Here is a 12,688-nt window from a genome sequence, read left to right as displayed (position 1 = left end):
TACTCTTGATTGTACTTCTAGTTGCTTTTTACAATATCCACAAGCTCCTCGATTGATTGAAGCGAACGGTTGCGGATAATTAATTGCGTTCCGATATTCAATACCTGACGTTGGCAGCTGTTGCGCACTGCATCGTCATCAATGCGGTCGATGTCGATAACATGGGAAAGACCAACGATGCGGCGGATCATTTTGGCTCCAGTATATCCAGCAGCATCCTGCAAAATTCGCTTCATATAATATTGCTTGTAGCCCTTTGCTTCATTAGCCAAGCGATCAACGCCGTGAGCTTCCCATAGCGCCAGAAATTTGTCATGGAACTGGTTCCAAATCGAAACGACCATCTCAAGCAAATAGCTGCGATGAGCTTCGCGAGCTGCCTCATCCTTGCTCCAATGCGCCTGCGCTACATAGTTCATTAGCAAATTGGCATATACTGCCCCGATATCAAAGCCAATCGGTCCATAGAAAGCAAACTCCGGATCAATGACCTTGGTTGATTGCTTCGTAATAAAAATGCTGCCTGTATGAAGATCGCCATGCAGCAATGCTTGAGCATTCGTCAAAAACTTCTCGCGCAAAATCGCAACCTCAAGATGAAGCTCATCGTTGCTGCGCAGCGCGGCCGCTGCATCTTCAATTGCCGCTTCATAATTGTTGTTGTCCGAAAGCGTGTAAGGATCATCGAAAATCAAATCCTCGGTAATTTTGCACAGCTCCGGATTAATGAAGCTTTTCACCTGCAGCTTCTTCTGCTGCTGATTCATGCCGAGGTCAGACGTAAAGAACAGCGTGTTGGCGATAAAGGTTGAAATATGATCTGCAAACAGCGGATATATATTGCCTTCGATCAGCCCTCTGCGCATAATGACATGGTCGCTCAAATCCTCCATAACGGTAAGCGCCAGCTCCGGGTCGTATTTGTACACCTGCGGCACTAAGCCAGGCGCAAGCTTGCCTTCCAATATAAGCTTTTCGCTTTCAATACGCGCGCGATCCAGCGTAAGCGGCCACGATTCGCCTACAACCTTGGCATAGGGCAAAGCCTGTTTCAGAATTAAGCTTTTGCCGCTTACAGAATCTTTAATATGAAAAACGAGATTTAGATTCCCGTCACCGATTTCTTTACAGCTTAAAGAGGCGTCAGCAGGGAAAAACGCTTCAATACTGCGAGCAATGTCGATCGCTTCTTGCTCTGTTAACGGATGATATGTTGACATATCGCCCACCTCCATAATCAATATCGTTCATACACCATAACTTATAGTATAATGGATAATGATACGGCATGGAATAATAATTTCGCAATTCCATGAAATTTTATCGGAATTATGATATGCTATAAGATCAACCTAGGGCATGTCTGAGAACTCCGAGGACAGCCAATTTTGCCGAATTTTCGTTCCATGTAAGGCGCGTTTGTGAAGGCGTACCGGGCGTACGTCAAGCAAACGGAACGAAGCAGGGGGCGAAAAGGCGGTGAAAGTGGCCTCTGAGTGGGTTTTCAGACACGCCCTAACAAAGTGGATAGGAGGAGTTGCATATATGGAGCTGCAAATAAAGGCGCAGGCTGAACCCGTTGCATTTAAAGAATGGGCGGTGACGATTGATTCCCTTTTAAAAGGAGAGCTTATATTTGTGATGCGAAAAGGCGGGATTGTCGAGGAAACGAAGCATTTTTCGCTGCAATCGCCCCGTTTCTATCTTATGCCTGCTTACGAGCATCAAAAGGAGCATTTGCTGAAGCAGCCGTACCAGGGAAGAATTGCTTCCATGATGAAGGACTGGTCGCCGGAGCAGCAGCATATGAAGCTGGAAGGATATGCAGATGTTGTAGAGGATATATTAATTTGTGATGCCGAGACGCTGCATGCGATACGTGAGCTTCACATTTGGACGGACCAATTTGCCGAGGAGCGATTGAAATGGAAGAAGACACAGCCTCTTCATCTATTAGTGCTGCGCGTTTACAAATTGGACGAGCCGCTTGTTACCGAAATGCAGGATGTATATCGCGGCTGCAAATCGTGGGTAACGATCGACAACTCGCTTCCAGAGCGCAAGCTGACGCCTGTGCTGAGCGATGAGCAGTTTGCTGAAAAATACGAGCAGCTGAAAGCGAGCCTGCGCACAGCGTCGAACTGAAAACTGCCCACACAAAGATTGATTTATAACTAAAATTAAATTATAATAATTATTGAGAATCATTGAGAATCAACATACAAAAGATGTAAATAACCGTGGAGGGATCGTATATTATGTCGACGAAATTTGTCATCGATGGTCTTAAGGCAGAGATCGAGGGAAAAGAAATTCTTAAAGGAATTAATCTTGAAATTAAAGGCGGAGAAATTCACGCTATTATGGGTCCGAACGGTACCGGTAAATCTACGCTGGCATCGGCTTTGATGGGCCATCCAAAATATGAAGTGACAGAAGGCAGCGTATCGCTTGATGGAGAGGATATTTTAGAAATGGAGGTTGACGAGCGCGCTCGTGCAGGGATGTTTCTGGCCATGCAATACCCTTCAGAAATTCCTGGCGTAACGAACTCTGACTTCCTGCGTTCTGCAATTAACGCTCGTCGCGGCGAAGGCAATGAAATTTCGCTTATCAAATTCATTCGTCAAATGGAAGGCAAAATGAAGGATCTGGAAATGAATCCTGAGTTTGCACACCGTTACTTGAACGAAGGCTTCTCTGGCGGTGAGAAGAAACGTAATGAAATTTTGCAAATGATGCTGCTTGAGCCGAAATTGGTTATTCTTGATGAAATCGACTCAGGACTTGATATCGACGCTTTGCGCATCGTAGCAAATGGGGTTAATGCGATGCGTGCCGAGGATCGCGGCTTCCTGATCATTACGCACTATCAACGCTTGCTTGACTACATTACACCAGATTACGTTCACGTTATGATGCAAGGCCGCATCGTAAAATCTGGCGGTCCAGAGCTTGCACAGCGTCTGGAAAAAGAAGGCTATGACTGGGTTAAGGAAGAACTTGGCATTACTGATGAAACGGTTGGCCAGGCCTAATCGGATAAGGAGGCATTAGCAAATGAGTACACAATTAACGACTCCGACCGATCGTCAAACTGCGGAGGCAATTGCTGTTGGCAAGGGTGAGCCAAGCTGGCTTGTAGCGCTTCGCGGACAAGGCGCTGAGCTGTCTGCGACATTGCCGTGGCCAAAGCCTGAAAAAGTTAAAATTGAGCGCTGGAACCTGACGGCGGTTGGTCAATACGAAGCAACAGATAAGGTTAGCTCGATTCAAGAGCTGCCGCAATCCGTGCAGGAGCTTATTGCGGAAGGCACAGAGAACCTGCTCGTGCAAAAAAATACAGGCGTCGCTTGGGCGCAGCTTTCTCAAGAGCTTGCTAGCAAAGGCGTTATTTTCACAGATCTTGAGACAGCAGCGAAAGAGCATGGCGAGCTTGTACAAAAATATTTGTTCCAGGCGATCAAGCTTGATGAAAATAAACTGACAGCGCTGAACGCAGCGCTATGGAATGGCGGCGTCTTCGTATACGTGCCGAAAAATGTTGAGGTTGAGCTGCCGCTACAAGCGATCTTGTACAACGATAAGGCAGAGGCAACGTTTGCTCCGCATATTTTAATTATTGCAGAGGACAATAGCCGTGTAACGTATGTTGATTCTACGGTATCGGTTAAAGAAGCTGTACAGGCGGAATTTACGCATCCGGCAATTGTTGAAGTATTCGTCAAGCCAGGCGCAGTTGTTCGCTTTGGCTCCGTTCATTCATTGGCCGAAAGCGGTGTTGATCTGTCGCTTCGTCGCGCAGTAGTTGAAAACGACGGCCGCATTGAGTGGATCATTGGCGATCTTAATGATGGCAATACCGTATCCGATACGAAGTCAGTGCTTGTAGGCAATGGCTCGACATCAGATACGAAAGTAATCAGCGTAGGCCAGCGCAAGCAGCAAATGAGCTTGACTACGCAGGCGGTTCACTTCGGAAAAAGCTCGGACAGCAACATGATTACACGCGCTGTTATGCGTGAAGCTGCTTCTGCGATTATTAACGGTATTACGAAGATTGAGCATGGCGCAACGAAAGCAAACGGCGTTCAAGCTGAAAAAGTATTGATGCTTAGTCCGAAGGCTCGCGGTGATGCCAATCCGATCCTGTTGATTGATGAAGACGATGTTACTGCAGGTCATGCTGCGAGTGTGGGTCAAGTAAATCCTGAGCAGGTTTATTACTTGATGTCTCGCGGAATTTCGAAGTCAGACGCAGAGCGTCTAATTATCCATGGCTTTTTGGCGCCTGTCGTGTCTGAGGTTCCTGTCGAGGCTGTTCGCCAGCAGTTGAACCGACTTCTTGAAAGGAAGCTACAGGGATGAATATACATGCGATACGGGAACAATTTCCGATATTGCATCAAGAGATAAATGGGCATCCGCTTGTTTATCTTGACAGCGCGGCATCTTCTCAGAAGCCGCGTTCCGTCATTGATGCGGTGAGAAACTATTATGAGCTTGATCACGCCAATGTGCATCGTGGCGTTCATTCATTGGGCTCGCGTGCAACGGATGCCTATGAAGGTGCTCGTGAGAAGGTCGCTAGATTCATCCATGCACCGTCCGCTGAACAAATTGTTTTTACGCGCGGCACAACAACGGCGCTTAATCTGGTCGCGTCCAGCTATGCGCGCGCTGTATGCCAGGAAGGCGATGAGATTGTCATTACGCCAATGGAGCATCACAGCAACCTTATTCCATGGCAGCAGGTGGCCAAGGCTACTGGCGCAACGCTGAAATTCATTCCGCTACAGCCGGATGGAACGATTACGCTAGAGGATGCTGAAGCAACAATAACAGACAGAACGAAAATTGTGTCCGTTACCTATGTGTCCAATGTGCTTGGCTGTGTCAATCCGATCAAGCAGCTTGCCGAGCTTGCTCATCGCAAGGGTGCTGTAATCGTCGTTGATGGCGCGCAAAGCACGCCGCATATGAAGGTTGATGTGCAGGATTTGGATGTAGACTTCTACGCCTTTTCCGGACATAAAATGTGCGGACCTACCGGCATTGGCGCGCTGTATGGCCGCCGCAGCCTGCTGGAGAATATGGAGCCGATTGAGTACGGCGGGGAAATGATTGACTTTGTGGAATTGTATGAATCCACCTGGAAGGACATTCCTTATCGTTTTGAAGGCGGAACGCCAATTATTGCCGGCGCTGTTGGTCTCGGAGCTGCTATTGATTTTCTCGAGCAAATCGGAATGGACGCCATTGATCAGCATGAGAAGCATTTAACGAAGTATGCCTATGACGTGCTCTCCAATATTGATGGCTTAACCATTTACGGTCCTGAGCAAAATCGGGTAGGCCTAGTTACATTTAATATTGATGATGTGCATCCACATGATGTTGCTACCGTATTAGATACAAAAGGGATTGCGATTCGTGCAGGACATCATTGCTGTCAGCCGTTAATGCGCTGGCTCAATGTTTCTGCTACGGCAAGAGCAAGCTTTTATATATACAATACAACGGATGAAATCGATCGATTAGCCGATGCACTGATTCAAACAAAGGAGTTCTTCGGCTATGGAATTGAATGATCTTTATCGTCGCGTCATTATGGACCATTATAAAAATCCGCGCAATCGCGGCGAGCTGGAGCAGGAGTCGGTTGCGATCGCATTGAACAATCCTACATGCGGCGACCGTATTTCCTTGCAGCTGCAGCTGGAGGACGGGATTATTACCGATGCCCGTTTTACGGGGGAGGGCTGCTCGATCAGCATGAGCTCCGCTTCGATGATGACGGAGGCAGTAAAAGGCCGCAGCTATGAGGAAGCGCTGGATTTGGCTGAACGCTTTTCGTCGCTGATGCAGGGGCAGGATGTAGAGTTTGAAGAGCTGGAGGATATTGAGGCGTTGTCAGGCGTCAACAAATTTCCAGCCCGCATCAAATGTGCAACCTTAGCCTGGAATGCGTTGAAAAAAGGAATTGAGCCGCAAACGAATTAAGCTGCAGCTTGGCAGGTTATGTATACTAATAAAGGAGTGTGACGGATCATGGCAAAATCTATGCCAGATTTAGGCGAGTACAAATACGGCTTCCGCGATGAGCACAAAGCGATCTTCCAATCGGGTAAAGGGCTTACGGAAGAAATTGTACGCACCATTTCATCAATGAAAAACGAGCCAGAGTGGATGCTTGAATTCCGCTTGAAATCGCTCGAGCAATTTAATAAAATGCCAACTCCAACATGGGGCGGCGATCTGAGCGAGCTTGATTTTAATGATATTCAATATTATGTCAAGCCTTCAGAAAAGCAAGGGAAAACATGGGAAGAGGTACCGCAGGAAATTAAGGAAACGTTCGACAAGCTCGGTATTCCTGAAGCCGAGCAAAAGTTTCTAGCCGGGGTTTCTGCACAGTATGAATCCGAGGTTGTTTACCACAGCATGCAGGAGGATCTGGAAAAGCAAGGCGTTATTTTTACAGACACCGATACTGCGCTTCGTGAGCATCCGGAAATTTTCAAAGAGTATTTCGGTACAATCGTACCTCCAAGCGATAATAAATTTGCAGCATTGAACTCGGCAGTATGGTCTGGCGGCAGCTTCATTTACGTGCCAAAAGGCGTACAATGCGAAATTCCGCTGCAGGCTTACTTCCGCATCAACTCGGAAAATATGGGACAGTTTGAGCGTACGCTAATTATTGCGGATGAAGGCTCTTCTGTACACTATGTTGAAGGCTGTACAGCGCCGATTTACAGTACAAACTCGCTGCACTCTGCAGTTGTAGAAATTATTTGCTTGAAGGATTCGCGCGTGCGCTATACAACGATCCAAAACTGGGCGCCTAACATTTACAACCTTGTTACGAAGCGTGCGGTTGCTGATGAAAATGCGTCAATGGAATGGATTGATGGCAACATCGGCTCCAAGCTTACGATGAAATATCCTGCTGTTGTACTTCGTGGCCGCGGTGCAAAAGGAACTGTGCTTTCGATCGCAGTTGCCGGCAAAGGCCAATTGCAGGATGCTGGTGCAAAAATGACGCATCTTGCACCGGACACAAGCTCTACGATCGTATCCAAGTCGATTTCCAAGCATGGCGGTAAAGTATCCTATCGCGGCCTGGCTCACTTTGGACGCAATTCTGATGGTGCAAAATCAAACATCAAATGCGACACATTGATTTTAGATAATCAGTCTACTTCTGATACGATTCCTTACAATGAAATTTTGAATGACAACATTGTATTGGAGCATGAAGCGACAGTTTCTAAAGTATCTGAGGATCAGCTGTTCTATCTAATGAGCCGCGGCTTGTCCGAGGACGAAGCAACGCAAATGATCGTAATGGGCTTTATTGAGCCGTTTACGAAGGAGCTGCCAATGGAGTATGCAGTTGAGATGAATCGCTTGATCAAGTTTGAGATGGAAGGTAGTATAGGGTAACTTCGACATCCCCGAGGCCTTGAGAATGGAAAGACGTGTTTGCCTACGATTCACTCAGTTTTTGTAACTGGGTGAAGGGGCGAATGCGTCTTTTTTAATTTGAATGCATTATGTAAAAAGCTCCTCTATTGCAGAGGAGCTAGCACCATTAGATAAAGTGTCTTCTATGATGGCGACAGTGCCTTTTATGGCGACGATGGCGACGATGATGACGAATACCGCTGATCTCCACTTTCATATTCTTCACCTCCTCACTTGCCTCCTCACTTCAGTATATGTAGGATCTAAAACGTTGATTGTGCGAATGTAACTATCTTTAAATATTTACTTATAATCCCAGATAAAAGATGTTTTATCCACACGCAATTCTATATCGTTCATATTAATAACTTGAACTGCACCCCAATTGCTAGATTTTATCTGTCTAATAATTGGGGTGTTTTTGTTGTATAGATGGCACTTTATGAAAGGACTTACAGTCAGTCAATGAACACGCACATTTTTTACCCCAGAGGTGCTTTGTCCCACACTAAATCTGTTCACAACTCATATTCATAACATGTACGATTCAATTCGTTTGTCGTACTTGATGAAATACCGAGAGCCAAATTCATGCAAAGGAGTATGATGATGATGTCGATTGATAATCAAAGTTTTCAGGACCTTCAAGAGAGCGGACCGACCGGCCCGATGGGACCAACTGGACAAAGAGGGCCTCTTGGTCCTAATGGGAGAGATGGTCTCACTGGTCCGACCGGCCCGACAGGACCTACAGGAAGCGGCGATCCTGGCCCGACAGGAATGCCAGGGCCAACAGGTCCAAGCGGCCCGGGAGGGACAGGCGGTACTGGCCCGACAGGTTCTTCAGGCCCGACAGGCCCGACTGGAATGTCAGGTCCAACAGGTGCTATCGGTCCTGCGGGAATAGGTGGAACAGGTTCAGCAGGTCCAACGGGTCCAACGGGTCCAACAGGTCTGACCGGTCCAACAGGTCCGACCGGAACGGGGCATACAGGTCCATCAGGCGCAGTAGGACCAACAGGTCGATCGGGTTTACCGGGCCCTACCGGTCCAGGGATAACGGGTGATACCGGTCCAACGGGTCGATCGGGTTCACCAGGCCCTACCGGTCCAACAGGCCCGGGCTCAACCGGTCCAACGGGCCCTACCGGTCCAACAGGTTCACGTGGCTTAACCGGTCCAATTGGATTTGGCGTAAAGGGCCCGACGGGCCCGACAGGACGAGCAGGAGAAACAGGCGCAACAGGTCCTACTGGACCGGGAACAGGCGCAACAGGTCCAACAGGTCCGACAGGCCCCAAGGGACTAACTGGACAAATAGGACCAACCGGTTCGGCTGGGCTTGTCAAAACCTATACGTTTAATGATTATGCTCTGGATTTGAGTCAAGATTGGAATACGCCGCAGCAAATATTTAATAAGTCATTTGACGGCGATCTAACAGAATATCAAATGTATAGAGCAGTGATATTTTGTTATATAAGAGTTAAGGCTGTAAATTTTTATTATTGGGTCCCTCGTATTCAATTATACGATTCTAGTGGTCATAATTCTGAGTATAATTACTACCCGCAATATAATGTGGATAACGAATATTCTTATAATGATTGTATGTTCAACACTCAATTTATCTTTACTCAGTCCTCAGGGTTACAGTTGTATTTCGGGATATCCCCTGGCGGTGAAGTATATAATCTTAGCAGTGCAGTTGTAAGTCAAATTCGTTTGTCTGTAAGCCCAGTTACTATCCCGCTACCTACCTGATCATCCGAAATTGGTTTGCGTTTATTTTACAATTGCTTTATTCGGCTCGGCAACTAAGGGCTAATTTATATAAAGGAGCATGGTGTTTATGTCAATCGAAAATCGAAATTTGCAGGACTTTCAGGAGGGAGGTCCAACAGGCCCGACAGGCCCAACTGGTCCAATTGGGCCGACAGGTCCAACGGGCTTAAATGGGGGTGATGGGGGAGTAGGCTCGACCGGTCCAACCGGTCCAGGAAGAGCCGGAGCAACGGGTCCAAGCGGTGCGACAGGTCCAAGGGGGCCAGAAGGTCCTGGAGGGACAGGAGAAGTAGGGCCAGCCGGTTCAACAGGCCCGACTGGCCCTCAGGGAATACCAGGTCCAATGGGTCCAACCGGACCGTCCGGAAAGGGTGAAACAGGTCCGACAGGTCCGACAGGGCAAACAGGAGTAACAGGCCCAATCGGACCAGTCGGAACAGGAGAAACAGGACCGACTGGTGCAACCGGTCCGATGGGGAAAGCAGGTGCAACCGGTCCGAGTGGAAAGGGAGAAACAGGCCCAACTGGGCCGAGCGGGGATGCGGGAGAAATAGGTCCAACCGGTCCAAGTGGAACAGGAGAAATAGGTCCAGTGGGCCCTCCGGGTATTCCAGGCGTAATTGGCCCAACCGGACCATCTGCAACGGGAGAAACAGGCCCGACAGGTCCGTCAGGGGAAGCGGGAGATACTGGTCCAACAGGTCCAAGCGGAGTAACGGGAGATATGGGCCCGACAGGCCCAACGGGCCCAACTGGGGATACTGGTCCAGCCGGCCCGAACGGTTCTGCTACGTTCGGTTTAGTTTATATATTAAACGACTATACTTTAGATTTACTTCAAGATAGGACAGCTCAACAGCAAGTATTTAATCAGTCATTCGATAATGATCTGGTTGTAGGACAGAGGTATAGAGCGGAGCTATCCTGTAGTTTAAAGTTTACGTCCCCTACGCCGGCCCCCTCACTTTCTACAGAGGGAGTTTGGATTCCTCATATTCAATTTAGCGGCTTAGATGGTTCAAGTGATTATTATCCATCCTATTATATAGCTGTCAATAACGATTACGATATAACTACTATTGATTGCATATTCAATGCTGAAGGCACCTTTACGCAGAGCTCTGGTTTAAAGCTGTATTTTGGGTTGGCTTTTGGAGTGTTTGAATACGATGCAGTTAGCGTGGTTGTAAGTAATGTCAGGTTAGTTATAACTCCGGTAGCTTCCTAATTGTCAGAAATTCTTATGTAAAGGAGCTTGGTCATTATGTCAAATATAAATCGAAATTTGCAGGACTTACAGGCTGTAGGCCCGACAGGTCCAACAGGTCCAACAGGCCCGACAGGCCCAATAGGGAATAGAGGTCGAGCTGGGTATAACGGTTTTAATGGCCCGGCAGGTCCAACAGGTCCAGATGGAGCAGGACCGACGGGTCCAACCGGGATACCAGGTCCAACGGGTCCAACGGGGCCGGCAGGAAGAGGGGATACAGGACCAACAGGACCATCCGGCCCAACAGGCCCGACAGGCATATCAGGCCCAACGGGTCCAACAGGTCCAACTGGAATCGGAAAAAGAGGCTCGACCGGTCCAACAGGACATGTAGGAGAAACGGGCCCGACAGGTCCGACAGGATCGGGACAAAGGGGACCTACAGGTCTTATTGGTCCGACAGGAGAAATCGGTCCAATTGGACCGACTGGAACGGGGGAAAAAGGCCCGACAGGTCCAAAGGGTCAAGCAGGAGAAAAAGGCCCAACAGGTCCTGCCGGAACGGGAGAACGAGGTCCGACAGGCCCAACAGGGCAAGCAGGAGAACGCGGTCCAACCGGACCGACCGGGGTGGGAGAACGAGGTCCGACAGGCCCGACAGGGCAAAAAGGAATAATTGGTCCAACTGGACCGGCCGGGTCGGGAGAACGAGGTCCGACAGGTCCGACAGGGCAAAAAGGAGAAACTGGCCCGATTGGTCCAACTGGTATAGCCGGGACTGTTAAAATCTATACGTTTGATAACTATTCTATCGATTTAAGCCAAGATAAAGATGCTTTGCAGCAAGTTTTTAGTCAAACCTTCGACAGTGATCTGATTGCAGGACAAAAATATAAAGCAGAGCTCTATTGTTATTTACGGGTTCAATCTAATAGCTATGTCTCATGGATTCCTCATATTCAAATTAACGGTTTGGATGGATCTAATGACTTCTATCCAGCATTTCTCGTTCAGCTTTCAACTAGCCCATATGCAGATTTCACACTATTTGTTCAAGATACCTTTACTCAAACAGAAGATTTAAACCTGTCTTTTTCGATAGCTTATGGAAATAGAGGGAATGAGCTTCAACAAGCTATTGTAAGTCGAATTCGTTTAACGATAACTCCAGCGGCATAACCGTAATCACGCATATTTTAATTAACGGCACCTTGATGCAAGCTGCGAGCTGGCTTCAAGGTGCTTTTGTTATGTAGTCTAAGCAGACATACAGGAAGAAGCCTCTCCGTTTTAAGGAAGAGGCTTCTTCAAATGCTTTATTTTTAATCATAGTTACGACGATTATGCCATCTATGATGATGGCGTCTGCATCTTCTGCGACGTGGTCTAATTCCGCTAATTACCGCTTTCATACCAATCACCTCCTAGCTTACGGTATATCATATGGTAATTTGATCGGGATTGACTGTGTAAACGCATAAGGAGCAGGAGAAAACAATGAATGAGTTTATGTCTATGCTTTTATTAATAAGCTGCCGTCTAAATCAATTTATTACCATATTTTTAAAATGCTGCTAAGCATAAAAGCTTAGACCCAAGCGCATGTTATAGCTAGGAGGTGAGCAAAACATGAAAAAACTTGGAATCGCAATTGCATGTACAGCGCTTGTTCTAAGCTTAACTGCTTGCGGAACTTATGACCGCAATCGAAATGACAACCGTGCAAATGGTGTGAGACCGCAGTCTGTGCATGATAATGCAACGACAGGTGATCGAAACCTCAATAATCTTAACGGCCGCGATACGATGATGAATGGACAATCCATGAATGATCAGCAAAAACGACTGGTAAACTCCGTTCGCCAGGTAGAAGGCGTTAATGATGCTACAGTAGTCGTAAATGGTCAAGACATCATTGTCGGCATAGACGTTGATAACGTTGGCAGACGTGAAGAGGTTGTCAAAAATGTAAAAAAAGCATTGCAAGATGATCACAATGGCTACAACGTTCATGTAACAGCAGAACGTGCCATGCATGATCGTATTCGTACCATTCATGGACAAATGGGCAATACTGACGGACAGCTTAACACGTACAGCACTGGCAACAACAACGGCAATGAACGCCATCCTATCCGAAATTTAGCCCGTGACATTCAAGACTTGCTTGAAGATATGGGTGAAGCCGTAACAGAACCACTTCGTTAACGAAGTGGTTTTTTT

General features: G+C 47.4%; 11 protein-coding genes. 10 read left to right on the top strand and 1 reads right to left on the bottom strand.

What is annotated here, in order from left to right:
* Positions 1-17: 17 nt before the first annotated feature.
* On the bottom strand, positions 18-1,220 hold the full coding sequence (gene mtnK / locus KJS52_RS05820; RefSeq protein ID WP_213513724.1) for an S-methyl-5-thioribose kinase: 1,203 nt from the start codon (positions 1,218-1,220) through the stop codon (positions 18-20).
* A 325-nt stretch (positions 1,221-1,545) separates the two neighbouring features.
* Here mtnK and KJS52_RS05815 point away from each other — a divergent pair, with 325 nt between their 5' ends.
* From KJS52_RS05815 to KJS52_RS05770, 10 genes are all read left to right on the top strand, one after another.
* Positions 1,546-2,145, top strand: coding sequence for a DUF1802 family protein (locus tag KJS52_RS05815; protein WP_213513723.1), 600 nt, complete (start codon positions 1,546-1,548; stop codon positions 2,143-2,145).
* A 113-nt stretch (positions 2,146-2,258) separates the two neighbouring features.
* A complete protein-coding gene (gene sufC, locus KJS52_RS05810; protein WP_213513722.1) occupies positions 2,259-3,038 on the top strand; it encodes a Fe-S cluster assembly ATPase SufC in 780 nt (259 codons plus the stop codon).
* Between the two features lie 22 nt (positions 3,039-3,060).
* Positions 3,061-4,368: a Fe-S cluster assembly protein SufD gene (gene sufD, locus KJS52_RS05805; RefSeq protein ID WP_213513721.1), complete on the top strand. Its 1,308-nt coding sequence runs from the start codon at positions 3,061-3,063 to the stop codon at positions 4,366-4,368.
* Positions 4,365-5,591: a cysteine desulfurase gene (locus KJS52_RS05800; RefSeq protein ID WP_213513720.1), complete on the top strand. Its 1,227-nt coding sequence runs from the start codon at positions 4,365-4,367 to the stop codon at positions 5,589-5,591. Before sufD ends, KJS52_RS05800 begins: the two co-directional genes overlap by 4 nt.
* On the top strand, positions 5,578-6,003 hold the full coding sequence (sufU, locus tag KJS52_RS05795; protein WP_213513719.1) for a Fe-S cluster assembly sulfur transfer protein SufU: 426 nt from the start codon (positions 5,578-5,580) through the stop codon (positions 6,001-6,003). The genes KJS52_RS05800 and sufU overlap by 14 nt, the downstream gene beginning before the upstream one ends.
* A gap of 48 nt (positions 6,004-6,051) precedes the next feature.
* Positions 6,052-7,449 carry a Fe-S cluster assembly protein SufB gene (sufB, locus tag KJS52_RS05790; RefSeq protein ID WP_213513718.1) on the top strand — a complete coding sequence of 466 codons (1,398 nt, stop codon included), beginning with the start codon at positions 6,052-6,054 and terminating at the stop codon, positions 7,447-7,449.
* Positions 7,450-8,082: 633 nt separating this feature from the next.
* A complete protein-coding gene (locus KJS52_RS27970) occupies positions 8,083-9,234 on the top strand; it encodes a collagen-like domain-containing protein (RefSeq protein ID WP_444980911.1) in 1,152 nt (383 codons plus the stop codon).
* Between the two features lie 88 nt (positions 9,235-9,322).
* On the top strand, positions 9,323-10,483 hold the full coding sequence (locus tag KJS52_RS27655) for a collagen-like domain-containing protein (RefSeq protein ID WP_213513717.1): 1,161 nt from the start codon (positions 9,323-9,325) through the stop codon (positions 10,481-10,483).
* A gap of 36 nt (positions 10,484-10,519) precedes the next feature.
* Entirely contained in the window at positions 10,520-11,644 is a 1,125-nt protein-coding gene (locus KJS52_RS05775) for a collagen-like domain-containing protein (protein WP_213513716.1), read from the top strand.
* A gap of 450 nt (positions 11,645-12,094) precedes the next feature.
* Positions 12,095-12,673 carry a YhcN/YlaJ family sporulation lipoprotein gene (locus KJS52_RS05770; RefSeq protein WP_213513715.1) on the top strand — a complete coding sequence of 193 codons (579 nt, stop codon included), beginning with the start codon at positions 12,095-12,097 and terminating at the stop codon, positions 12,671-12,673.
* Positions 12,674-12,688 lie beyond the last annotated feature (15 nt).

It is taken from the genome of Paenibacillus montaniterrae, from assembly GCF_018403185.1.
GTDB lineage: Bacteria > Bacillota > Bacilli > Paenibacillales > Paenibacillaceae > Pristimantibacillus > Pristimantibacillus montaniterrae.
Note: the sequence above shows the minus strand (reverse complement) of the source record. Positions and strands in the feature narration are given on the sequence as shown.

Bases quoted from the DNA above. Each gene is read 5' to 3' on its own strand.
- KJS52_RS05775 (WP_213513716.1), top strand. From the start codon at position 10,520: ATGTCAAATATAAATCGAAATTTGCAGGACTTACAGGCTGTAGGCCCG.
- sufC (WP_213513722.1), top strand. From the start codon at position 2,259: ATGTCGACGAAATTTGTCATCGATGGTCTTAAGGCAGAGATCGAGGGA.
- KJS52_RS05815 (WP_213513723.1), top strand. From the start codon at position 1,546: ATGGAGCTGCAAATAAAGGCGCAGGCTGAACCCGTTGCATTTAAAGAA.
- KJS52_RS27970 (WP_444980911.1), top strand. From the start codon at position 8,083: ATGTCGATTGATAATCAAAGTTTTCAGGACCTTCAAGAGAGCGGACCG.
- sufU (WP_213513719.1), top strand. From the start codon at position 5,578: ATGGAATTGAATGATCTTTATCGTCGCGTCATTATGGACCATTATAAA.
- sufD (WP_213513721.1), top strand. From the start codon at position 3,061: ATGAGTACACAATTAACGACTCCGACCGATCGTCAAACTGCGGAGGCA.
- KJS52_RS05770 (WP_213513715.1), top strand. From the start codon at position 12,095: ATGAAAAAACTTGGAATCGCAATTGCATGTACAGCGCTTGTTCTAAGC.
- KJS52_RS27655 (WP_213513717.1), top strand. From the start codon at position 9,323: ATGTCAATCGAAAATCGAAATTTGCAGGACTTTCAGGAGGGAGGTCCA.
- KJS52_RS05800 (WP_213513720.1), top strand. From the start codon at position 4,365: ATGAATATACATGCGATACGGGAACAATTTCCGATATTGCATCAAGAG.
- sufB (WP_213513718.1), top strand. From the start codon at position 6,052: ATGGCAAAATCTATGCCAGATTTAGGCGAGTACAAATACGGCTTCCGC.
- mtnK (WP_213513724.1), bottom strand. From the start codon at position 1,220: ATGTCAACATATCATCCGTTAACAGAGCAAGAAGCGATCGACATTGCT.